A 21,884-nucleotide genomic window follows, 5' to 3' on the forward strand; every position below is an offset into this window, starting at 1 on the left:
ATTGAAGATTCTAGGCGATGGCCGTTCCTCATGCATCAGGGGAAACGACCGTTACACCAACATTGGGCACACGATCATGCGCCGGCCGATTTCCGCATAGTACAGGGGCTTGATGCCGAAGGCGTCTCGGGCCAGGAAGAGCTCGCCGTCGGCGGGTCGGTACAGGGCGAGGGCGAACATACCTCGCAGCCGGTCGAGTACCGCCGGCCCCCACTGCTCGAAGCCGTGGAGCACCACCTCCCCGTCGCCGTCCGTGGAGAAGCGATGCCCGGCCCGGATGAGCGCCGACCTCAGTTCCCGGTAGTTGTAGATCTCGCCGTTGAAGACGAGCACGAGGGAATCGTCCTCGTTGCGCAGGGGCTGGCGAGCCCCCTCCAGGTCGATGATGGCCAGGCGCCGGAAGCCGAGGGCCGCCCGCCCATCGGTAAAGTAACCCGCATCGTCGGGGCCGCGATGGGCGATGGCGTCGGCCATCGCGCGGACCGTCGCCCCGTGATCTAGCGTGCCGTCCTCGCCGGCGAATCCTACGAAACCGCACATGGGCAGTCCCTCCTACCTGGTCGTGTTGCAAAACGCGGAAAACTTGCCAAGCCAATGACCTGGTGAAACAAGAAGAAACCGCAGGTAAAATAACTAGTTTGGAAGTGGCAAGGTTTCGGAGTTTTTCAACGGGCGCCCAGCATGCTCGATGATGCGATCGGCCAATATGTCCAAGGCGTCTATCACAGGCAAGCCCGCCGCCTCGCCGCGACCTCTAAAGGCCAGCGATAGCTCGGTGCAACCGAGCACCACCCCGTCGCAGCCCATGGCGCAAAAGGGAGCGGCCAGCCCGTCCAGGGAGGTCGGGTCAACGGGCAGTCCCGCCTTCACCTGGTCGAAGATGATCGAGCTTACGGCCCGCTGTCCCGCGCGATCGGGGTAGTGGGCCGCCACGCCCGCCTCGGCGCCCGCCCAGCCGTATACGTCGGAAAGCACGGTGCCGGCTGTGGCCAGCACACCTACCCGGCGCAGACCCATCGCGGCCGTTGCTGCCATGGTCTCGCGCACCATGTGGATGAGGGGAACGGAAAGGGCGCTCTGCACCTCGTCGAAGAACGAATGGGCCGTGTTGCAGGGCAGTGCCAGAAGATCGCATCCGCAGGCGGCCAGCAACTGTCCGTCCTCGATAAGCACCGCCACCGGGGAGCGAGAGCTCGCGCCGGTGAGGAATGCCGTGCGATCGGGAATGGCCGTGTCGTTGAAGGCGAGGGTGCGCACGTGGTCCTGGTCGCAGCGGGCGTCGGTGCGCTCCACGAGCCGTCGCAGGAAGTGGGCCGTGGCCCCCGGGCCCACGCCGCCGAGCACGCCCACCAAATGGGCGGTCACAGGATCGCTCCCGCCCAGCAGTCATCGGTCCCCTTGAATGCGGCGGACGCAGGCGCGCCGTCGGCGGAGGGCGCGGAGGCCTCCTGCCCGCAGTCGGGGCTCCCATCAGGCGCAGGCCCGTGCTGGGCACGGGCCGGGTGCGGGGTTACCCCGCACCCGAAAGAGACTTCCCCGCGCATTTCCCGGGCCCGTTTGGCGGCCAAGGCCGCCCGGCAGGTGCGCCATTGGCGGGCAGCGAACACGAGGGGGTAGAGTCGTCGCCGCAGACTGCGCTCGGCCTCATAGTCCAAAGGGCCGGCATCGCGGCCCAAGGCGTACAGGCCGCGCACCTCGCGCCTAAGGTCGTCGTCTCGGATGTAGTCCATTAGGATGACCTTCGGCACCACGGTGTACAGCGAGTCGGTGGTGCGGGCTACGGTGAGCCCGGCCGGAAGCCCGCGGCCCTCTACGAGGTCGTCCACGAGCCAGCGGGCCACGTTGTAGCCAGCGGCCGTCACATAGTAGTTGCTGCGGCCGAGCCGCGTGTTGATCTCGAAGAACACGTGGCTGCCGTCGCGCGGATCCACCTTGATGTCAAAGTTCGCGAAGCCGGTGTAGCCCACGGCCTCCAAAAGCCGCGTCGCCTCGGCCACGACGGTCTCGTCCACCCGGCTCACAATGGCCAGCGGGTTGCCCACCCCCATGGGCCGCATGTCTTCCAGAAGCGTCTGGCCGAAGGCGGCGAAGCGCACTTTTCCCGTCTGATCGGAATAGGTGGTCAAGATGCGCATGTGGGTGTCGTCGCCGGGAATGGTCTCCTGAATGAGAAACGATCCGTCGTAGCGGCTTTTCTGCACGGCGCCGAGCACGCGGGCGAGTTCGGCGCCGTCGCGGGGGAAGAACACCTTCTCCTTGCCGGGAAAGTCGGCATAGTGGTAGGCCGCCGAGGAGGCGGGCTTGGCCACGACGGGGAAGGGGAAGGGGAGCTTCAGCGCGGCGGGGTCGGCATCGGGGTCGCCTACGTCGAAGATAACGGTGCGCGGGGTGGGCACGCCGACTTCGGCGCACAGGGCGTAGAAACGCTCCTTGTCGGTGAGGCGGTTTAGGAGATCCTCGCCGATGTAGGGGATGATGAAGGCGTCTTCGAGCTGGGCGCGCATCTCCACGATGGTGCGCACGTACCAGTCGCCGCAGCCGAGCAACAGCAGGGGGCGGTGGTCGAAGCACTCGGCCACATCGGCCAGGGTGGACAGCAGCACCTCGCGGCGCTCCAGATGCGGTACCACCCGGTTCACGAGGATGGAGGAGTCGCCGCACATATGGCAGTCGGCCTGGGACAGCACGAGGGACACGATGCCGTAGGCCTCATGGAAAGCCCGCGCCAGGCTGTAGGCACCGATGTCGCCCCCGAGTATGACGGGTAGCACGTCCGGGGCGTCGGTTCTCTCCATAGGTCTCATCTCCTGCATCGGCGAGGGTTTCGGTACAGGAAAGATGATAGAAAAAGCCCTCATTACGCATCCCATAGCAAATGCTGAAGAAAGCGTAAGGAGGGCGAAACTTTTCCTTACGAAGGGAACGGTCGTCGACGAATTCCTCGCGTGCAGGGTCGGGGCGGCCGGTGTTTCGACCGAGCGAGTTCCGCAGCGACCGGGAGTGCCCGGTGGGCACTCCCGCAAAGCGAGGACTGTCTGAGCGAATCGGAATACCGGGCGCCCCGACCCGAAGGGGTAGCCTACGCTGCGACCAGCCGCTCCAGCGCGGCTAGCTTCACGCAACAGCAGAACACGTCCATGGCGGCGTCCAGCTCCTCGAGGGGCGGCAGCGACGGCGCGATGCGGATGTTGGAATCGGCCGGGTCGTCGCCGTAGGGCCAGGTGGCGCCCGCGCCGGTCATGGTCACGCCGGCCTCCTTCGCCAGGGCCACGATGCGGCGGGCGGTGCCCTCGGGCCCCTCGAAGCTCACGAAGTAACCGCCCCGGGGGTTCGTCCACGTGGCAATGCCGGCCTCGCCCAGCTCCTCGTCCAGACGGCGGCACACCAGGTCGAACTTCGGCGCCATGAGCTCGCCGTGGCGCGCCATGTGGGCGGCAAGGCCCGCGCCCTCGTCCAGGAACCGGGCATGGCGCAGCTGGTTCAGCTTGTCGTGGCCGATGGCCTGGGCGCTCATGTGGCGCTTGATCTCCGCTACGTTGGCGGGACTCGCCGCCACGGCCGCCACGCCGGCCCCGGGGAAGGTGATCTTGGAAGTGGAACCGAACTTCAGGTAGCGGTCGGGGTTGCCCGCCTCGCGGCAGGCCGTGGCGATGTCGAGCACGGTATCCTGCTCGGCCGCATCGGCGGAGAAGTGGTGCACGGCGTAGGCGTTGTCCCAGAAGATGCGGAAGTCAGGCGCGGCGGCGTCCATGGCCGCCAGGCGGCGCACCACGTCATCGGAGTAGGTGACGCCCGTGGGGTTCGAGTACTTCGGCACGCACCAGATGCCCTTCACGGCTGCATCGGCGGCCACGAGGCGCTCCACCTCGTCCATGTCCGGGCCGTGCTCGTCCATGGGCACGGGAATCATCTCGATGCCCAGAGCCTCGCAGATGGCGAAGTGGCGGTCGTAGCCCGGCACGGGGCACAGCCACCTCACTCGGGGCAGCCGGCTCCAGGGCCCGTTTCCCTGGGTGCCGAACAGCATGTATCGCACCATGGCGTCGTACATGGCCGTGAGGCTGGCGTTGCCCAGCACGATGACATTTTCGGGCTCATCGTCCAGCAGCGTCGCCATGAGCCGCTTCGCCTCGGGGATGCCGTCGAGCACTCCGTAGTTGCGGCAGTCGGTGCCGTCCTCGGCGGTAAGGTCGGCGGTTGCGTCCAGAGCGTCCAACAGGGGTAGCGACAGCTCCAGCTGCGCCGCCGACGGCTTGCCGCGGGCCATGTTCAGGGAAAGCCCCCGGGCGACCATCTCGTCGTAGCGGGCCCGCACGGCCGCGAGCTCGGTCTCCAATTCCGCCTTCGTCATGGCTGCGTAGCGCGGCATCTTCCGTCCTTTCGCCGTAAAACTGCTCGTCTGCATAAGATGATGGCCTTCACTCCATCGCGGTAAAGTATAATCCCAACGGTAAGGTTATCGGCACGGAATATGGCACTTCGCAAGAATGGCTGGCCATACGGTGTCGGTTTCGGCAGGGGGTCCGCGCGCAGATTCCGCAGCGACGAGAACAGTCCAGGGGGCGGTTCCCCGAAGCGAGGACTGCCCGAGCGCGGCGCCCCCTGCCGAAACCGACCCCCGGGGAGTCCCAAGCGTGTTGAAAAGGTTCTCGCAGAAGGGGGAAATATGATCGAAAGCGACTTCTGGGTAGTTTTCGCCATGCTCATCTACTTCGTCGTCGTGGTCGTCATCGGCTTCGTCTACGCGCGGCGCTCCAACTCGTCGAGTGAGGAGTACTTCCTCGGCGGGCGCGGGCTGGGCCCGTGGCTCACGGCCCTGTCGGCCGAGGCCTCGGACATGTCGGGGTGGCTGCTCATGGGCCTGCCCGGCGTGGCCTACTTCACCGGTGCGTCCGATGCCATGTGGACGGCCATCGGCCTGGTTATCGGCACGTACCTGAACTGGAAGTTCGTGGCCAAGCGCCTGCGCAAGTACTCCGAGAAAGCCGGTAACGCCATCACGGTGCCCGACTTCTTCAGCAACCGCTTCCACGACAAGAAGCACATCCTCATGACCATCGCCGCGGTCATCATCCTTTTGTTCTTCACCATCTACACGGCCTCGTGCTTCGTGACCGTGGGCAAGCTGTTCGCCACGCTGTTCGGCTGGGATTACGCGGCCATGATGGTCATCGGCGCCATCATCGTGTTTCTGTACACCTTCATGGGCGGGTATCTCTCGGTGTGCACCACCGATCTCGTGCAGGGCACCCTCATGTTCTGCGCGCTCGTGACCATCTTCGTCGGCAGCGTCACGGCGGCCGGCGGTGTGGAGAACACTGTGGCGTTCCTCCAGTCCATCCCCGGCTTCCTGTCGGCTACCCAGATCGCCACCCCCGTGCTCGACGAGGGGGGCGCCCAGGTCATGATCGACGGGCTGCCGCAGTTCGGCGACGCCAACACCTACGGCATCATCACCATCGTAAGCGGCCTGGCCTGGGGCCTCGGCTACTTCGGTATGCCCCAGGTGCTCATCCGCTTCATGTCCATCCGCCACTCCGACGAGATCAAGAAGTCCCGCCTCATCGCCATGATCTGGCTCGTGGTGTCCATGAGCGCCGCCGTGTGCATCGGCCTTATCGGCCGCGCGTATCTGCCCGACGCCTTCGCCACCCAGGCGGCGGCCGAGAGCGTGTTCATCGTGCTGGCCCAGATCCTCTTGCCGTCGTTCTTCTGCGGCCTGGTGGTCTCGGGCATCTTCGCGGCGGCCATGAGCTCGTCGTCCTCCTATCTGCTCATCTCGGGCAGCGCGGTGGCCACGAACATCTTCAAGGGCCTTATCAAGCGCGACGCCACCGACCGCCAGGTCATGATCGTGGCCCGCGTGACGCTCACCTGCATCCTCGTGCTCGGGTGCTTCTTGGCCATGGATCAGAACTCCTCCATCTTCAACATCGTGTCCTACGCCTGGGCCGGCTTCGGCGCCTCGTTCGGCCCGCTCATGTTGTGTTCGCTGTATTGGCGCCGCACCACGCTGCCCGGCGCCATCGCCGGCATGCTCACCGGTGCCGCCACGGTCATCATCTGGAACAACTTCATCGCGCCTCTGGGCGGGTGGTTCGCCGTCTACGAGCTTTTGCCCGGCTTCGTGCTGGCGCTGCTGGTGATCATCGTGGTCTCCAAGCTCACGCCCGAGCCCAGCAAGGAGGTCACCGACGACTTCGACACCTACATGGAGCTGGATGTGTAGCAGCGTATCCGCACCGCGCGTTATCGAGCCGCCTCCGGGCGGCTCCTTTTTCGCGCCGTTCTCTCCAAACAGTTCCCCAACAAGCGACCGCGCGGCAGGACAGCGGGCGATATCTGGGCTACCATAGGCCGGTAACCGACGAACAAAGGGGAGCTCATGCTGAAAGCCGTTGAGATCAAGCCGGATGTTTTCTGGGTGGGCGGTGTGGATTGGAACGAGCGCAACTTCCACGGCTATACCACCGAGCGCGGCAGCACCTACAATGCCTACCTCATCCTCGATGAGAAGATCACCCTCATCGACACCTGCAAGCGCCCCTTCGTGGGCGAGCTCATCGAGCGCATCGGCACCATCGTGGATCCGGCCAAGATAGACTACATCGTGTCGAACCACGTGGAGATGGACCACTCCGGCGGCCTGCCCGAGATGGCGGCCATCGCGCCGAACGCCACCATCGTCACCGGCGCCCCCAAGGGCGTGGCGGGGCTCACCGCCCATTATGGCGAGGGATTGAACCTCCTGGGCGTGAAGACCGGCGACACGCTGAACATCGGCAAGCGCACCCTCACCTTCGTGCAGACGCCTATGGTGCACTGGCCCGATTCCATGGTCACCTACGACGAGTACGACCAGATCCTCTTCTCCAACGACTCCTTCGGCCAGCACTACGCCTCCTCGAAGCGCTTCGACGACGAGGTGGGCCTGCCCGAGGTGCTCGTTCAGGCCCAGAAGTACTATGCGAACATCGTGATGCCCTATGGGAAGAACGTGGAGGCGGCCCTGAAGGCCCTCGCCTCCCTCACCTTCGACATGATCGCGCCGGCCCACGGCATCATCTGGCGCAGCCACGTGCCCGAGATCTTGGCCATGTACCGGAAGTGGAGCAGCGGCGAGCCCGACGAGTATGCGCTCGTGGTGTACGACTCCATGTGGCACAGCACCGAGGCCATGGCCGTGGAGATCACCGAGGCCTTTGTGGAGATGGGCATCCCGGCGCGCTTGCTCGATCTGAAGGTGAACCACATCTCCGACATCATGGCCGAGGTGCTGATTGCCCGCTACATCGCCGTGGGCTCACCCACCCTGAACAAGACCATGATGCCCACGGTGTCGGCCTTTCTCTGCTACATGCGGGGCCTTGCGCCTGCGGGCCGGGTGGGCCTGCCCTTCGGCAGCTACGGTTGGGCGCCTATGGGTCCCAATGAGGTGTACCAGCAGCTGGAAAGCTGCAAGTTCACTCTGCCCGAGGCCCCCTTCACCCATCAATGGGTGGAAGACGGGGAGGGCTTGAACCACCTCCATGACGCCGTGGTCGACTTCGTCTCCCTGTTCCACGACAAGGTGCAGTAAGAAAATAGGGATCGGCTCTTTCTGCGAGCTTGGGCGGGAGCGGCAGCCGTGCGGCGGGTAAAAAAAGGAACTCCCGGTGTGGGGAGTTCCTTTCAGGTAGGCTCTTGCGGTGCCGTAAAACTCGGGGAGCCAGCGAGCGGGGAGGGGAGGGGATGCCGGCTCCCGAGCAGATCGGAATGGACTGCCTAAGCTGGCGCTCCTCCCGTGCTGGCGCCAGGCCCGCCCTCGCCGCCTGGGGCTCCAGCGGCTCCGCCGCCTTCGCCCGGAGGAGGTCCTTGCATGCCTTTGTCGGACTGCTTGATATCGGCGTTTCCAGAACCCAGGGTGCAGTAGCGATTGAAGTCCTCGGTGGCCAGAAACTCGCCCAAAGTGTAGCCCAGGCACAGGCACATGCCGATGGACACGCCGTTCATGATGCCGTTGTAGCCCATGGGGAAACGGCCGCCCGAGGTGTTACCACAGGCGAACAGGCCCTTGATGGGCTCGAAGCCCTGGCCCTGCACCTGCTGGCGACCGGTGACGAGCAGGCCGGAGGTGGCCACGAGCGAGCCGCCGCCCACGCGCTTGCCGCAGGGGTATCCGTAGAAGGGGCCTTGGCTGATGGGCCACATGGTCTCGGGGTCGCGGCCGAACTCGGTGTCCTCGCCTTTGTCATGGGCGGCGTTCCAGGCCTCCACGGCAGCGAGCGCGTTGGCCTTCACGCCCTCTTCCATGCCCATGAAGTCGCACAGCTCCTCCAGGGTGTCGGCGCAGTACAGGAATTTGCCCGAGGTATCGTCGCCCTCGGCGCCCGAGTCCACGGCGGCCTCCATGGTGGCCTGCACGTTGGCGATGGTCTCCTCGTCCCACTCCTTGGGGGCAAGATGTCCCGCCAGCTGATTGAGGAACACCTCTTTCCAGTCGGCGCCCCAGATAAGGTAGGCGCGGTCGCCCGGCTCGCGAGCACCGGCGCAGCCGGACAAGAGAGGGCCGCCGAAGGCCTCGTTGCAGTAGCGCTCGCCGTACTTGTTCAGCCACAGGCACTCGATGCCCTCCATAGGGGACAGGGGGATGAAAGCGTGGCTGCCCATGTCGCCGCCGGTGGCGATTTCTACCTTGGCGCCGATGCGCATGGCCATGGCAATGCCGCTGCCGTCGCGACCGGACATGGCAGCGCAGTCCTTGTACTCGCCCAGCTCGTAGTTCTCGCGGCAAATGGCGTTGTACATGGCGGAGTTGCTCCCGATGTCGCCGCAGGCCAGCACCACGGCATCGCCGTTGTACTGGTGGTATTCGCCCGTGCCGGAATCCTGGGCGATAACGCCCGTTACTTCGGTGCCGTCCTCGTTGTGCACGAGGCGCACGGCGGCCTGGCCGTAGATGAACTGAGCTCCGGCGGCCTTCGCCTTCTCCTGGGAGCGCTTGACAGCATCGGTCATGCCCACGGAACCCCCGAACTGGCAGGTGCCCACGTAGGAGGTGAAGCCATTCTTCTTGTAGTTGTAACCATCAACCACGGGCCAATTGAGGGGAATGAGCTCGTCTTTCTCCTGCTCGGTATAGCCGTCGATGAACCAGTCAAGGGCCTCGCCGGAGCGGTTCGCGAACTGGGAGAGCAGCGTGGGCTGGGTGCGGCCGGCAGCGTACATCTGGTACTCGTTCATGAAGTCGACGACGCTGTACTTCGGAATGCCTACACGGTCGAGCTGCCAGGAGGAGTTCAGGTGGCCGATGTCGTTGCCCAGGGCACTGAAGGTCTCTTCCGGCTGCATTTCCACGACAACCACCTTCTTGCCCAGCTCACTCGCGCGTCGGGCCACAGCGGTGCCTGCATGGCCCGCGCCGCAGACGATGATGTCCGCGTCGGTTACGCTGACAATGGCGTCGGCGGCTATCTCCGGCTCTTCGCCAAGCCATCCGGCGCCGAGCACCTCGCCCATGGTCTTGCCCTCGTTGCCAGTGGGCGCTGCTGCGCCCGTGGCGGCCATGGCCGGATCGTCGGCTGCGCCCCTGGCCGCAGCCGACTCCTGGGGGCTGCATCCCGCGATCATGCCGGCGCTGGCGGCGCCCAGGGCAATGGCCCCGGCACCGGTTAGGAAGTTGCGGCGGCTGAGCGGAATGCGCCCGCGGCCATCGGCGATGTCGCCGTTGCGATGGTTCGTCATACCCCATCCCCTTTCCTTCGGTTCTCTCGTTGCATCCATGGCAGCCGCCCTTGGGACGGCTTTCGGTGACTATGCCCCGTTCTCAGCCTCCGATCCATACCGATGGGATGGTGAAATGATGGGAAATCGCCTCACCACGAGAAGGTGAATTCGGTGTTTTACCTGATAAGAGCTTCAGGTCATTTTCGATGCCAGGGAAGGTGCCAACGTTATAATGCTAATGGAATGAGGCGGGCGCAATTGCAAGGGAGGAGCGGGCTGTGACCGAGGAGAGGAACAACGGTGCCGCAGGGGATTCCGATTCGGGGGTGCGCGGAAGGCGGGAGGGCGGCGGACGGATCGCCGGTGCCCCGGATGCCCGATCGACCCGGGAACCCTTCCTCTCCGTTTCTCTCTGCGGGGCTAAGGGCCGGCTGCTCTTCGGCTTCGCAGCTTTCGTCTCCTGGACTAATCTGCTCATTTGCTTCGAGGGGCTTCTGCGCGACAGCGTCGCCTACGGTGGCGGGGTCGTACACGATCCGTTTCTCGTGGGTGCTTGCGTCACAGCCGCCCTGTTGCTCGTTGTCGCCGCATTCAGGCGTGCGGGCTCGCAGGGCGGGAGGGCTGCTGTCTCCCGTGTTCGTCGGCGACTCCCCGTTATCGCAGCCAGCGCGGGGGCGGTTTGCGCGATAGCCGCCGTGTTGCTCAGCGCCATCGCCGTCTCCAACGGTCCCCATATATGGTTCTTGGCGACGATCCTGGGGGCGGGCGCTGGGTGCTTCGTCGCCTACTTCACCTTGGCCTGGGGGTCGGTCATCGCCGCCTTCGATATGCGCGACATCCTCGCTGTGCTCTGTGCGGCGCTATGCCTTCAATGGGCGCTCTTCGTGCCCGTGGTTCTTTTCGGCCCCGAGGTAAAAGTTGCCCTGGCCGGCATATTGCCCTTCCTGTCATGGGGGTGCTTGCGCGGCTTCGACGACGGAGGCGTCGAGGAGGGTTTGCCGAGAATCGCCCCTTGCACCCCTAGCGGCAAGGGGACCGAATGCTGCGACGGCGTTGTCCCGCGCTTGTCTGCCGCGCTGTTCTGCTTTGCCCTCACGATTGAGTTTGTATGGACCTGCAACGTGGTGATGACAAGCGAGCCGCTCGACGAGGGGCTGTTCTGGCTTGTCTACGTCTGCGTGCTGGGCGCGGCGGCTCTCGTCATGGGTATCATTCTGGGACTCATGGAGCGCTGGCGGGCCTATCGCATGGAGCTATTCTACCGCACGGCGTTCGCCTTTGCCGTGGTGGGATCAGTGGCGCTGCCCTTGTCCTATCACCACCTGTTCTTTTCCTACGCCGTCGTCTATGTGGCCTACGCGCTTATTACTGCAACCATGTGGATGCTCGCCTGGGCGGTGATGCTTATGAGGAAACGGGCCCCGTACCGTGTTATCGGATGCGTGTTCGGTCTTCAGTTTCTCGCGTTACCGTGCGGATTTGCCGCCGCTAAATTCATGCAATGGTATGCGGCAGCCCAGGCAGACGCTGATCTGCTGCCCTATGTGGGGTTCGTTGCCGTGGTAGTGCTCGTGGCCGCTTACGCGTTCCTCTTGCCCGAGCGCGTGCTGCTCTTGCTTTCACCGCGGCTCTTGAAGCTATCCCATGAGTCCCTCGATGACCGCTGCCGCGATGCGGCCGCCGCCTTCGGTCTTACTGAGCGGGAGACCGAGATATTCATGTTGCTGGCGCGCGGGCGCGATGTGGGTTATATCGAGAAGACGCTCTTCATTTCCCGCAACACGGTGAATACCCACCGCAAGAATCTCTATCGCAAGCTCGGCATTCACACCCAACAGGAGCTGCTATCCCTGATCGAGGATAGCTTGGGGTAGGGCCTGCTTCCTGCGGGATAGAGGCGAGTCATGGGGGCACCGGCCAGACGCTTGGCCGACTAACGGCAGCCAGGACGCTCCTTACCGAGGGTTCGTGAATCTATCTGGGGAGGGGTAGCGTCGAGAGAGAGGTGACTGTCTGTTCCCGAGGGCATTTCCTGCACAAGAAAGGGCTCCCCGCAGGGAGCCCTTTCTTGCTTCGATGCATTTTCCTCGTGCCTAGTAGCGCACGTACACCATACCGGAGTGAACGCCGGAGACCTTCACCACATCGCCGGAGCGGGGGGCGTGGATCATCTGGCCATCGCCGATGTAGACACCGCAATGGTGGCTGTTCACGCAGATGTCTCCGGGCTTGGGATTCGACACGTGGGGCCAGCCCATGAAGGTGCCCGTAGTGCCCAAGCGCGTATGGCTGCCAGAGAGGCAGTAGCTCACGAGGCCGGAGCAATCGTAGGAGTTCGGGCCTACGGCACCCCAGGCGTAGGGCTTGCCCAGCTCGCCGTAGGCGCGATCCACCACGGTGTTGCCGGAGACGGACTGCGGGCGGTTGTTGTTGGAGCTGGAACCGCCTCCACCACCAGAACCGCCGCCGTTGTCATCGTCGTCGCTGCCGCCCCCACCGTTGTTGCCGGAGTTGGAGTTCTGCTGCTCGCGACGGGCAGCCTCCTCGGCCTCGGCCTGGCGCCGGGCCTCTTCCTCGGCAGCCTGGGCGGCAGCGCGAGCGGCGGCCTCGCGGGCCTCCTCCTCCTGGCGCAGCAGCTCGGCGGCCTCGGCGGACAGCGAGTTGTAGGTCTCGGCCATCTGGTCCACCAGGACCTCGGCCTCGGCCTGAACGGCCTCGGCCTCCTTGGCCTTCTGGTCGGCGACATCGCGCTGCTCGGTGTAGACGGCCTTCTCGGACTCCACCTCGGCTCGCAGCGTCTTGGTCTCCTCCACCATGTCCGCGTCGTTCTGGTTCATGTCGTTGAGCAGATCCCAGTTCGAGGCGAAGGCCTGGAACGTGGTGGCGCCCAGCAGCAGATCGAGGAACGTGGACGAACCGGAGCGGTACATGGACCGGGCGCGATTACCCAGATGATCCTGCAGCTCGCTGATGCGGGAGGAAGCGGTGTCGATGCGGCCTTGGGCCTCGTCCATGCGGGCCTGAGCGTTATCGCGCTCGGTGCAGGCGTCGAAGTAGGCATCGGAGGCCCGATCGAGCTTCTCCTGCATAGCGTTGAGTTTCTCAAGAGCAGCGTTCGCCTCGGCCTGCTTCTCAGCGGCCGTGACGGCGAGAGCCGGAGTGGGGGTCAGCGTCGGCAGGCATAGGGAAATGCCGAAGACAGCGGCGCCGCCGACAAAGGCACGTCTGCTAAAAGGGCGTGTATGCTCACTCATATAGTGTGACCTCCTGGGGAGCATCTGGTGCGTTCAGTGCAAACTAGTTTGTGTATCATAGCACGCCACGGCCATCTTCACGTCCCTTCCAGAAGGGATTCACAATAGGAAACCTCCTGAAGGCAGCCTCGCGAGCCCCAATGGCCACCTCAAGCTTATATATAGTAGGGACGAAGGCGCGTCGTGGGATTTTGGGGAGGAATGATGGAGACACGCCCGGGGGCGTGTAAGTGGTTGACACGTTCGTTGCCGTAGCGTATTATTCCGTTCGCTCGCTTGTTCCGGCGACGGGTGCAAACGGGCGGCAGCTTGAAAAGTACACATGAATTCAGCGCCGAAATGGGCGTGTGCCCGAGTGGTTAAAGGGGACGGGCTGTAAACCCGTTGGTTATGCCTACCTAGGTTCGAATCCTAGCGCGCCCACCATTTCGCCTGCGTAGCTCAGTCGGTAGAGCACTTCGTTGGTAACGAAGAGGTCACCGGTTCAAGTCCGGTCGCAGGCTCCACCTGGCGGTGTAGCTCAGTTGGTCAGAGCACACGGTTCATACCCGTGGCGTCACTGGTTCAAATCCAGTCACCGCTACCATTAGATTTACCGCGCCCTCCGGGCGCGTTTATTTTGTTGAAATCGAATCGCCACCACCCTTGAAGGAGGATGAAACATGGCTAAGGAGAAGTTCGAGCGTTCCAAGCCGCATGTTAACATCGGTACCATCGGTCACGTTGACCATGGCAAGACGACGCTCACCGCTGCCATCTCCAAGACCCTGTCTGACAATGATGGCTCCCACGGCACCGCTAATGCCGACTTCACCGCCTTCGACATGATCGACAAGGCCCCCGAGGAGCGCGAGCGCGGCATCACCATCTCCATTGCTCACATCGAGTACGAGACCGATACCCGCCACTACGCTCACGTGGACTGCCCCGGTCACGCCGACTACGTGAAGAACATGATCACCGGTGCTGCTCAGATGGACGGCGCTATCCTGGTCATCGCCGCCACCGACGGCCCCATGGCCCAGACTCGCGAGCACATCCTGCTCGCCCGTCAGGTGGGCGTGCCCTACATCGTGGTCTTCCTGAACAAGTGCGACATGGTCGACGACGAGGAGCTCATCGAGCTCGTTGAGATGGAAGTGCGCGAGCTGCTCGACTCCTACGAGTTCCCGGGCGACGACACCCCGATCATCCGTGGCTCCGCTCTGAAGGCCCTCGAGGGCGACAAGGAGTGGCAGGAGAAGGTTTGGGAGCTCATGGACGCTGTGGACTCCTACATCCCCACCCCCGAGCGCGACGTCGACAAGCCGTTCCTGATGGCTGTCGAGGACACCATGACCATCACCGGCCGTGGCACCGTTGCCACCGGTCGTGTGGAGCGCGGCGTTCTGCACGTGAACGACCCGCTGGAGATCGTCGGTATCCGCGAGACCCAGAACACGGTCTGCACCGGCATCGAGATGTTCCGCAAGCTGCTGGACGAGGCTCAGGCTGGCGACAACATCGGCTGCCTGCTCCGCGGCATCAAGCGCGAGGAGATCGTGCGCGGCCAGGTTCTCTGCAAGCCCGGTAGCGTGACCCCGCACACCGAGTTCGAGGGCCAGGTCTACATCCTGACCAAGGAAGAGGGCGGCCGTCACACCCCGTTCTTCGATGGCTATCGTCCGCAGTTCTACTTCCGCACCACCGACGTGACTGGCGTGGCTCACCTGCCCGAGGGCACCGAGATGGTTATGCCTGGCGATAACGTGACGATCAAGGGCGAGCTCATTCACCCCATCGCCATGGAAGAGGGCCTCAAGTTCGCTATCCGCGAGGGTGGCCGCACTGTTGGCTCCGGTCGTGTGACCAAGATCTTCAAGTAAGCTAGTCCTTACGCATCGCTTCACCGAAAGGGGCTGTTCCTCAGCCGAGCAGCCCCTTTCTTTCCAGCGCTTCATGTGTATCATCAATCCTGCATTTTGGTTTTATAGGTAAAAGGAGAATTCATGCGTACTCTGGTCACCCTGGCCTGCACCGAGTGCAAGCGCCGTAACTACACGACCAAGAAGAACAAGCAGAACAATCCTGACCGCATCGAGTTCAAGAAGTACTGCAAGTGGTGCAACAAGCACACCCTGCACAAGGAAACCCGATAAGAGGTTAGGTTCTGAAACAGGCATAGGCCAGTAGCTCCAATTGGTAGAGCGGCGGTCTCCAAAACCGCATGTTGGGGGTTCGAGTCCCTCCTGGCCTGCCAGCTTGTTTACGTGAGCAGCCTAGAGGCTGCTTTTTTGGCGATTAGAGAAAAGATATTTCCGTAAGGAACCTCATGGCTAAGAAATCAAAGACACAGAAGGCAAAGGCTTCCGCTGCCCGCCAGCAGCGCAAGGTCGAGCGCGAACTCGAAGCCGCTAACCCCCAGCCGGCCAAGGCCGAGGAGGCGGTGCCCGAGAAGAAGGGGCTGTTCAAGAAGAGCTCCGATGCCTCTGCGTCCTCCGATAGCGGCAAGCCCGCAAAGAAGGCCGAGGAGAAGCCGAAGAAGAAGCGCTTCCAGTTCCTTCGCGATGTGAAGGCTGAGATGAAGCGTGTCACCTGGCCGACCCGCACCGACGTCCTGCGCTGGAGCGGCGTGGTCGTGGTGGCCCTGCTGTTCTTCGGTATCTTCGTGGCGATTCTCGACAACGCGATCATCACGCCGTTGCTCGTGCTGATCTCTGGCATCTCTCTGGGATAGGAGCTAGAACCAATGGCTAAGAAGTGGTATGTGCTGCACACCTATTCCGGTTACGAGAACAAGGTGAAGAGCAACCTGGAGCAGCGTATCGAGGTCATGGGCCTCGAGAACAATGTCTTCGGCATCGAGATTCCCACCGAGATGGTCACCGAGATCAAAGAGGGCGGCCGTCGCGTCGAGAGCGAGAAGAAGGTGTTCCCGGGCTACGTGCTCGTGCGCATGGAGCTCGACGACCGCAGCTGGGCTGCGGTGCGCAACACCCCCGGCGTCACCGGCTTCGTGGGCAGCCAGGGCAACCCCCAGGCGCTCACCCGCGAGGAATACAACAAGATCATGAAGCGCACGAGCCGCGAGGCTCCGAAGAAGACCTCCTCCAACCTGGAGGTCGGCCAGTCGGTGAAGGTCACCCACGGCCCCCTTGCCGAGTTCGACGGCACGGTGTCCGAGGTTATGCCCGAGGCCGGCAAGGTCAAGGTCATGGTCTCCATCTTCGGCCGCGAAACCCCCGTCGAGCTGTCGTTTGACCAGGTGGCCAAGATCTAACTGTGCGAGCACTTTGACTCGAGGGGCTGTGCCCGCGTGGACCGGGGCTTCTCGCGAACCTCGAGTTTTTAGTGATAGAGAAGTAGTAGTCGATTCATCTGAAAGGTAGTCACAGATGGCTGACAAGAAAGTCACCGGATTTGTAAAGCTGCAAATCCCCGCCGGTGCCGCTAACCCGGCTCCCCCGGTTGGTCCGGCCCTTGGCGCCCAGGGCGTCAACATCATGCAGTTCTGCCAGGCGTTCAACGCCCAGACGCAGGATCAGGCCGGCACCATCATCCCCGTCGAGATCACCGTCTACGAGGACAAGTCCTTCACCTTCGTGTGTAAGACCCCGCCGGCGGCCGTGCTCATCAAGGAGAAGCTCGGCATCAAGAGCGGCGCCGCCATTCCGCAGATTCAGGTGGCCGGCACCCTCACTGAGGACCAGCTCCGCGAGATCGCCGAGATCAAGATGCCCGACCTGAATGCCAACACCATCGAGGCCGCCATGGAGATCGTGGCTGGCACCGCCCGTTCCATGGGCGTGCGCATCGAGGGCCGCGAGATGAAGAAGAAGTACGTGCCCAGCCGCAAGGTTGCCGCCATGCTTCAGGGCAAGACCGCTGAGTAGTTGCCAGGTATTTAGTAATCACAGGGCTTGCGACTGCGCAAGCTGAATCAGTGGAAGGGCTGGAAGCGCCCGCCATTACCACGAAAGGAATTGCAATGAGCAAGAAGTCCAAGAAGTACGTTGCCGCTGAGGCGCAGATTCCGGCCGAGCCGGTGTCCCCGCTGGCGGCCATGGCGCTGCTGAAGGAGATTTCCACGGCTAACTTCGACGAGACCGTGACCGGCGATTTCCGTCTGGGCATCGATACTCGTCAGGCCGACCAGCAGCTGCGCGGCACCGTGAGCCTGCCCAACGGCTCTGGCAAGACCGTGCGCGTGGCCGTGTTCGCCGAGGGCGCTGCCGCCCAGGCCGCCGAGGAGGCTGGCGCCGACATCGTGGGTACCGACATCCTCATGGAGCAGATCCAGGCCGGCGAGTTCAACTTCGACGCCGCCGTGGCTACCCCGGATCAGATGGGCAAGGTTGGCCGTCTCGGCAAGATCCTCGGCCCCCGCGGCCTCATGCCGAACCCGAAGCTCGGCACCGTCACCAACGACGTGGCGAAGGCCATCAACGAGCTGAAGGGCGGCCGCGTGGAGTACCGCGCCGACCGTTACGGCATCGCCCACGTCATCCTCGGCAAGGTGTCCTTCACCGCCGAGCAGCTGGCTGAGAACTACGGCGCCGTCTACGACGAGATCCTGCGCATGAAGCCGGCCGCGGCCAAGGGCAAGTACGTGAAGTCCGTCACCGTCTCGGGCACTATGACCCCGGGCGTTGCCGTGGACTCCTCCGTGACCCGCGCCTACACCCAGGCTGCCGAGTAGCCGACACGCTTCTCTATCAGTAAAGGGAACCCCGCGACTGTTCCGGTCGCGGGGTTCTTTTGCGTTTCGGCCTTTAGGGCCGGCGGGATGATCGTTTCCGTGCGGATTTATCGGCCGGGCGAGGCTATGTGCCCGCTCAGAGTCGGAAAGTTGCGAAAGCGAGGTCTGCGAGGTCGAGAGCCGCGCCAAGCGGGAGCCCTATTCGCCGAAGAAGTCGTGGGAGACGCGCTCGTAGAAGGTGGCGCCGCCGGCGCGCAGGAGCGTGACGGGGTAGGGGGCGCACTGCACGTAGAGCTTCTCGAGGGAACGCTCGAAGGGAACGATCTCCCCGTCGACGAACAGGGTGGCGTCGCGGTAGTCTTCGGTGTCATCGAAGGTGACCTCGATGACGTCGCTGGCATCGGTGACGATGGCCCGGGAATGAAGGGTATGGGGGGCCAAGGGCACGGCTACCATGCCGGTGAAGCGGGGCGAGACGAGGGGGCCTCCGGCCGAGAGGGCGTAGGCGGTAGAGCCCGTGGCCGTGGACACGACGAGGCCGTCCCCGCGCATGCGGGCAACGTGGGTGCCGGAGATATCGAGGGATAGCTCGATGATGCGCCCGAGGGCGCCCCGGGTGATAGCCACCTCGTTCAGGGCGATGAAGTGACGGATGCCGGCCATGCCGCGCAGGTTCACGCCGAATTTATCCGGTGGCATCATGGTGCCGCCGATGGACACCGCATCGGGATCGATGGAGGCCGCATAGGCCTCCTCGCTGATTTCCTGCGGCGCGGAGGGACTGTCGTCGCCGTCGCCGTAGGGATCTGCCTCGCCCTCGCAGACGACGCGCGCGGCCAGGAGGCTGCGGCGCTCGGCCACCAGTTCTCCGGCCAGGGCCTCGGCCACAAGCGGCACGAGTCCGCCGTCTTCGGCGTTGGCGAGGAAGCCCAGGCGGCCGAAGTTCACGGGCAGGATGGGCACCTGGCGGTCGTTCAGGAGGTGCACCGTGTGGAGCACCGTGCCGTCGCCGCCGAGTACGATAGCCATATCGAGGCTCTCGGGCAGCTGGGCGCGGATAGCGGCTCGACCCTGGTCGTTGCCGAGGGAAGCGGAGTCGGCCACGAGGGCCCGCACGCCCTGCTCGCCCAGATAGGCGGTCAGCAGCAGCGAGGCATCCACGGCCTGCGGATTGGAGTTATTGCGCACAACGAGTATCTGCATAGGGCTTCACTTTCCCAACTTTGCTATGATTGTCGATTATACCCGATGGTTCCCTAAGGCGCGTTCATGCCAGATAAGCTCCAACGAGCACGACACATCAAGCCCCGCTCGGCCCCTGCTCCCACTGAGGCCCCTGCGCCCAGAGCACGGGTGCGCCATGATGGCGGCGCGAAGCGTGCGGCGCGGCCCGCGCCGAGGGAGGGGAGAGCCGTCGTTCGGGATGGCGAGCCCGGGGCGGGCGCTGCCCCCGCGGCGCCCCTGCCCGACACCAATAATCCCCGTTGGCTGAAAGAGGCCCGTGAACTGCCGGCCCGCGGACGTCATCGCGGCTCCGACAAGACGCTTGTGAACCCGCCGACCGATCCGGGGGCCACGGGGCTCATTCCCGTGGTGGGGGCCCATGCCGGGCTCGATCGCACCATTCCCTCGGCGGTGATGGAGCAGGCCATCCGCCAGCAGGAGGTGCTGGCCGTCGAGGAGGCGGCCGCTCCTGGCGCCCTGGCGGCCGAGACCGCCGTCCCCGATGCCGATGCCCGCGCCGAGTCGGTGGGAGCCAGTGCGGCCCTTATCTCCATCTGCGTCATCGCCTCGCGCATCACCGGCTTCGCCCGCACCTGGGCCATGGCCTTCGCCCTGGGATCCACCTTCGTGTCCAGCTCCTACCAGGTGGCCAACAACCTGCCCAACATGCTCTACGAGCTGGTTATGGGCGGCATGCTCATCACGGCGTTCCTGCCGGTGTACCTGTCGGTGAAAAAGCAGCTTGGCCGGGAGCGGGGCAACGAGTATGCCTCGAACCTGCTCACCATTGTGGTGGTTCTGCTCGCGGTAGTATCGGTGCTCTGTGTCGTCTTCGCCGGCCAGGTCATCTACACCCAGAGCTTCTACTCGAACCAGGATGAGATGGCGCTCGCCACCTTCTTCTTCCAGTTCTTCGCCGTGCAAGTGGTGTTCTACGGGGCGTCTTCCATCGTGTCGGGCCTGCTGAACGCGAACCGGGAGTACTTCTGGTCCTCCTTCGCACCGGTGTTCAACAACGTTATCGTCATCGCGTCGTTCATCTTGTACGCGGTGCTTGCGAGCCATGATCAGAACCTGGCCTACTTCGCCATCGCCATCGGCAACCCCCTCGGCGTGTTCGTACAGATGGCCTTCCAGATTCCCGCTCTCAAGAAGGTGGGCATCCGCTTGCGGCCGCGCATCGATCTGCGCGATCCTGCCCTGGTGGACACGCTGCGTCTGGGAGCGCCGGCCATCTTCGTGACCGTGTGCTCCTTTGCCACGGTGTCGGCCCAAAACGCCGCCTCCTACGTGTTCGCCGACAATGGGCCGTCGGTCATCGCCTACGCGCGGCTGTGGTTCACGTTCCCGTACTCGTTTCTGGCGGTGCCCGTGACCACCACCCTGTTCACGGAGCTTTCGGAGATGCAGGCCGATGGGAACGTGCGGGGGGTGGTGGCGGGCATCATCGACGGCACGCGGCAGATTCTGTTCCTCATGGTCCCCATGGCCCTGTACCTCATGGTGTTTGCTACGCCGCTCGTGACCCTGTATCATATCGGCGCCTTCACTGAGGACGCTATCGCCCAGATTGCCCGCTACCTGGCGGTTATGGCCGTGGCCCTGCCGTTCTACGGGGTGAACGCCTACCTGAACAAGATATTCAGCTCCATCCGGCGCATGGGCGTGTTCTCGGTCATCAACTTCATCGCCGTGGCGGCCCAGGTGGCCGTGACCATGGGCGCGGCGGCGGCCTACCAGGCCGGCTTTGCCGTCACCCTGGAGGCCATCGCCGCCTCCACCATCGTGTCCTACGTGATTGGCGACGCGGTGGCCTTCATCTACCTGCGCTGGCACTACGGCCCCATGGGCCTGGGGGGTGTGGTGCGCTCGCTGCTGCTGGCCGTGGCCCTTGGTGGGGCCGGGGCGGCCGTGGGCTACGGGGTGCTCGTGGGGCTGTCGTTGGGCTTCGGCCCGCTGAGCGGCAGCGTGGGCCAGGCCTTCGCCTATATCGTTGTCGGCGGTGTGGCGGCCCTGGCCATGACCTACGGGCCGGCGGTGCACTGGAACTGGCCCGAGGCCTCGTTCATTGCCGGTGCCGTGCGCAAGGTCGCCCGGAGGCTGCGGCGCTAGGAGCGAGGGGCGCGATGGCCCGAAACCTGCGGCGCGACGGCCGGCGAAGCGCGATGCGCCGGTGCCCGTCGCGCCTATGCGAGAGGAGGCGGCCCGTGGCCGTGAAGTTGAAATCGCCGGTCCAGATCGAGGCCATGAGGGAAGTTGGCCGCGTATCGGCCCTGGCCCTGCGCCGTGTGGGCGAGGCGGTAGAGCCGGGCATCACCACGGCCGAGTTGGATGCCATCGCCGAGCGGGTCATCCGCGCCGAGGGCGGCATTCCCGCGTTCAAGGGCTACGGCGGGTTCCCGGGCAGCATCTGCGCCTCGGTGAACGATCAGATCGTGCACGGGATTCCCTCGAAGCGCGTGAAGCTGCGCGAGGGCGATATCATCTCCATCGACACCGGTGCCATTGTGGACGGCTGGGTGGGCGACAACGCCTGGACCTATCCGGTGGGGGAGGTGGCGCCCGAGGTGGCGCGCCTTCTGGCCGTGGGCGAGCAGTGCATGTGGGAAGGCCTGGCCGCCGCCTGCCCCAAGAAGCGCCTGGGGGACATTGGGCATGCGGTGCAGTCCATGGCCGAGGCGGCGGGCTTCAGCGTGGTGCGCGAGTACGTGGGCCACGGCATCGGGCGGGATATGCACGAGGACCCCAATGTGCCGAACTTCGGGCGGCGCCGCACGGGGTTGAAGCTCCTGCCCGGCATGGTGCTCGCCATCGAGCCCATGGTGAACATGGGCACGCGACGCACCGTGCAGGGCGCCGACGGCTGGGAGGTGCGCACGCGGGACGGGCGTCCCTCGGTGCATTTCGAGAAGACCGTGGCCATCACCGAGGACGGCCCGGTGATCCTCACCACCGAAGAGGGCCACGAGCGGCCGGTCTAGGGCTGTTCGCGCGTTCCGGCCGGCCTCGCTCCCGCCGTCCGC

Annotated in this window: 18 protein-coding genes and 4 tRNA genes; 15 read left to right on the plus strand and 7 right to left on the minus strand. The window is 64.4% G+C overall.

All coding sequences use genetic code 11. The annotated features are described in order from the left end of the window. Window positions 1–51: 51 nt before the first annotated feature. The 4 genes from AAK988_RS09945 to AAK988_RS09960 all read right to left on the minus strand — a co-directional run bounded on the left by AAK988_RS09945 (window position 52) and on the right by AAK988_RS09960 (window position 4,369). Window positions 52–540 carry a class II glutamine amidotransferase domain-containing protein gene (locus tag AAK988_RS09945; protein ID WP_369880693.1) on the minus strand — a complete coding sequence of 163 codons (489 nt, stop codon included), beginning with the start codon at window positions 538–540 and terminating at the stop codon, window positions 52–54. A gap of 93 nt (window positions 541–633) precedes the next feature. After that, on the minus strand, window positions 634–1,365 hold the full coding sequence (gene cuyB / locus AAK988_RS09950) for a cysteate racemase (protein WP_369873696.1): 732 nt from the start codon (window positions 1,363–1,365) through the stop codon (window positions 634–636). After that, window positions 1,362–2,795, minus strand: a complete 1,434-nt coding sequence (locus AAK988_RS09955) for a carboxylate--amine ligase (protein WP_369873695.1) — start codon at window positions 2,793–2,795, stop codon at window positions 1,362–1,364. Before AAK988_RS09955 ends, cuyB begins: the two co-directional genes overlap by 4 nt. A gap of 284 nt (window positions 2,796–3,079) precedes the next feature. Next, window positions 3,080–4,369, minus strand: a complete 1,290-nt coding sequence (locus AAK988_RS09960; RefSeq protein WP_369873694.1) for an aspartate aminotransferase type Ic — start codon at window positions 4,367–4,369, stop codon at window positions 3,080–3,082. Window positions 4,370–4,666: 297 nt separating this feature from the next. Here AAK988_RS09960 and putP point away from each other — a divergent pair, with 297 nt between their 5' ends. Both putP and AAK988_RS09970 read left to right on the plus strand, forming a co-directional pair. Then, entirely contained in the window at window positions 4,667–6,229 is a 1,563-nt protein-coding gene (putP, locus tag AAK988_RS09965) for a sodium/proline symporter PutP (protein ID WP_135970666.1), read from the plus strand. Between the two features lie 156 nt (window positions 6,230–6,385). Continuing rightward, entirely contained in the window at window positions 6,386–7,579 is a 1,194-nt protein-coding gene (locus tag AAK988_RS09970; protein WP_135970665.1) for an FprA family A-type flavoprotein, read from the plus strand. A 185-nt stretch (window positions 7,580–7,764) separates the two neighbouring features. Here the strand turns inward: AAK988_RS09970 and AAK988_RS09975 are convergent, their stop codons facing one another. Beyond that, window positions 7,765–9,723, minus strand: coding sequence for an FAD-binding protein (locus AAK988_RS09975; protein ID WP_170272724.1), 1,959 nt, complete (start codon window positions 9,721–9,723; stop codon window positions 7,765–7,767). A 260-nt stretch (window positions 9,724–9,983) separates the two neighbouring features. On the opposite strand from AAK988_RS09975, the gene AAK988_RS09980 reads away from it, so the two are divergent. Further along, complete coding sequence (locus AAK988_RS09980; protein WP_151430116.1) at window positions 9,984–11,579, plus strand: response regulator transcription factor; 1,596 nt, start codon at window positions 9,984–9,986, stop codon at window positions 11,577–11,579. A 219-nt stretch (window positions 11,580–11,798) separates the two neighbouring features. On the opposite strand, the gene AAK988_RS09985 is transcribed toward AAK988_RS09980, so the two are convergent. Continuing rightward, window positions 11,799–12,959 (minus strand): coiled-coil domain-containing protein, encoded by a 1,161-nt coding sequence (locus AAK988_RS09985; RefSeq protein ID WP_135970662.1) that lies wholly within the window; start codon window positions 12,957–12,959, stop codon window positions 11,799–11,801. Window positions 12,960–13,300: 341 nt separating this feature from the next. Between AAK988_RS09985 and AAK988_RS09990 the strand changes: the two genes are divergently transcribed. The 10 genes from AAK988_RS09990 to rplA all read left to right on the plus strand — a co-directional run bounded on the left by AAK988_RS09990 (window position 13,301) and on the right by rplA (window position 17,637). Next, window positions 13,301–13,385 (plus strand) — tRNA-Tyr (locus AAK988_RS09990). Between the two features lie 4 nt (window positions 13,386–13,389). Beyond that, window positions 13,390–13,465, plus strand: a tRNA-Thr gene (locus AAK988_RS09995). A gap of 3 nt (window positions 13,466–13,468) precedes the next feature. Continuing rightward, window positions 13,469–13,545 (plus strand) — tRNA-Met (locus AAK988_RS10000). Window positions 13,546–13,621: 76 nt separating this feature from the next. Further along, entirely contained in the window at window positions 13,622–14,824 is a 1,203-nt protein-coding gene (gene tuf, locus AAK988_RS10005; protein WP_028027409.1) for an elongation factor Tu, read from the plus strand. Window positions 14,825–14,947: 123 nt separating this feature from the next. Next, a complete protein-coding gene (rpmG, locus tag AAK988_RS10010) occupies window positions 14,948–15,097 on the plus strand; it encodes a 50S ribosomal protein L33 (RefSeq protein WP_016309183.1) in 150 nt (49 codons plus the stop codon). Window positions 15,098–15,121: 24 nt separating this feature from the next. Beyond that, window positions 15,122–15,198, plus strand: a tRNA-Trp gene (locus AAK988_RS10015). Window positions 15,199–15,270: 72 nt separating this feature from the next. Further along, on the plus strand, window positions 15,271–15,675 hold the full coding sequence (gene secE / locus AAK988_RS10020; RefSeq protein ID WP_369873692.1) for a preprotein translocase subunit SecE: 405 nt from the start codon (window positions 15,271–15,273) through the stop codon (window positions 15,673–15,675). Window positions 15,676–15,687: 12 nt separating this feature from the next. Then, window positions 15,688–16,218: a transcription termination/antitermination protein NusG gene (gene nusG, locus AAK988_RS10025; protein WP_135970660.1), complete on the plus strand. Its 531-nt coding sequence runs from the start codon at window positions 15,688–15,690 to the stop codon at window positions 16,216–16,218. Window positions 16,219–16,333: 115 nt separating this feature from the next. After that, the gene (gene rplK, locus AAK988_RS10030) at window positions 16,334–16,831 is read left to right on the plus strand and encodes a 50S ribosomal protein L11 (RefSeq protein ID WP_135970659.1); all 498 of its coding nucleotides are present in this window, start codon (window positions 16,334–16,336) and stop codon (window positions 16,829–16,831) included. A 95-nt stretch (window positions 16,832–16,926) separates the two neighbouring features. After that, entirely contained in the window at window positions 16,927–17,637 is a 711-nt protein-coding gene (gene rplA, locus AAK988_RS10035; RefSeq protein WP_135970658.1) for a 50S ribosomal protein L1, read from the plus strand. A 198-nt stretch (window positions 17,638–17,835) separates the two neighbouring features. Here the strand turns inward: rplA and AAK988_RS10040 are convergent, their stop codons facing one another. After that, window positions 17,836–18,840, minus strand: a complete 1,005-nt coding sequence (locus AAK988_RS10040; protein ID WP_151430117.1) for an NAD(+)/NADH kinase — start codon at window positions 18,838–18,840, stop codon at window positions 17,836–17,838. A 66-nt stretch (window positions 18,841–18,906) separates the two neighbouring features. Here AAK988_RS10040 and murJ point away from each other — a divergent pair, with 66 nt between their 5' ends. Both murJ and map read left to right on the plus strand, forming a co-directional pair. Further along, entirely contained in the window at window positions 18,907–20,973 is a 2,067-nt protein-coding gene (gene murJ, locus AAK988_RS10045) for a murein biosynthesis integral membrane protein MurJ (protein ID WP_369873691.1), read from the plus strand. 53 nt (window positions 20,974–21,026) lie between these two features. Next, window positions 21,027–21,842, plus strand: a complete 816-nt coding sequence (map, locus tag AAK988_RS10050; protein ID WP_369880713.1) for a type I methionyl aminopeptidase — start codon at window positions 21,027–21,029, stop codon at window positions 21,840–21,842. Window positions 21,843–21,884: the final 42 nt, after the last annotated feature.

It is taken from the genome of Adlercreutzia muris (genome assembly GCF_041223505.1).
Taxonomy (GTDB): Bacteria; Actinomycetota; Coriobacteriia; order Coriobacteriales; family Eggerthellaceae; genus Adlercreutzia; species Adlercreutzia muris.

What these genes read in the sequence shown, in the direction of transcription:
- AAK988_RS09945 (WP_369880693.1), bottom strand. Translation starts at nt 540, where the DNA reads ATGTGCGGTTTCGTAGGATTCGCCGGCGAGGACGGCACGCTAGATCAC.
- AAK988_RS09955 (WP_369873695.1), bottom strand. Translation starts at nt 2,795, where the DNA reads ATGGAGAGAACCGACGCCCCGGACGTGCTACCCGTCATACTCGGGGGC.
- AAK988_RS09960 (WP_369873694.1), bottom strand. Translation starts at nt 4,369, where the DNA reads ATGCCGCGCTACGCAGCCATGACGAAGGCGGAATTGGAGACCGAGCTC.
- putP (WP_135970666.1), top strand. Translation starts at nt 4,667, where the DNA reads ATGATCGAAAGCGACTTCTGGGTAGTTTTCGCCATGCTCATCTACTTC.
- AAK988_RS09970 (WP_135970665.1), top strand. Translation starts at nt 6,386, where the DNA reads ATGCTGAAAGCCGTTGAGATCAAGCCGGATGTTTTCTGGGTGGGCGGT.
- AAK988_RS09975 (WP_170272724.1), bottom strand. Translation starts at nt 9,723, where the DNA reads ATGACGAACCATCGCAACGGCGACATCGCCGATGGCCGCGGGCGCATT.
- AAK988_RS09985 (WP_135970662.1), bottom strand. Translation starts at nt 12,959, where the DNA reads ATGAGTGAGCATACACGCCCTTTTAGCAGACGTGCCTTTGTCGGCGGC.
- tuf (WP_028027409.1), top strand. Translation starts at nt 13,622, where the DNA reads ATGGCTAAGGAGAAGTTCGAGCGTTCCAAGCCGCATGTTAACATCGGT.
- rpmG (WP_016309183.1), top strand. Translation starts at nt 14,948, where the DNA reads ATGCGTACTCTGGTCACCCTGGCCTGCACCGAGTGCAAGCGCCGTAAC.
- secE (WP_369873692.1), top strand. Translation starts at nt 15,271, where the DNA reads ATGGCTAAGAAATCAAAGACACAGAAGGCAAAGGCTTCCGCTGCCCGC.
- nusG (WP_135970660.1), top strand. Translation starts at nt 15,688, where the DNA reads ATGGCTAAGAAGTGGTATGTGCTGCACACCTATTCCGGTTACGAGAAC.
- rplK (WP_135970659.1), top strand. Translation starts at nt 16,334, where the DNA reads ATGGCTGACAAGAAAGTCACCGGATTTGTAAAGCTGCAAATCCCCGCC.
- rplA (WP_135970658.1), top strand. Translation starts at nt 16,927, where the DNA reads ATGAGCAAGAAGTCCAAGAAGTACGTTGCCGCTGAGGCGCAGATTCCG.
- AAK988_RS10040 (WP_151430117.1), bottom strand. Translation starts at nt 18,840, where the DNA reads ATGCAGATACTCGTTGTGCGCAATAACTCCAATCCGCAGGCCGTGGAT.
- murJ (WP_369873691.1), top strand. Translation starts at nt 18,907, where the DNA reads ATGCCAGATAAGCTCCAACGAGCACGACACATCAAGCCCCGCTCGGCC.
- map (WP_369880713.1), top strand. Translation starts at nt 21,027, where the DNA reads ATGCGCCGGTGCCCGTCGCGCCTATGCGAGAGGAGGCGGCCCGTGGCC.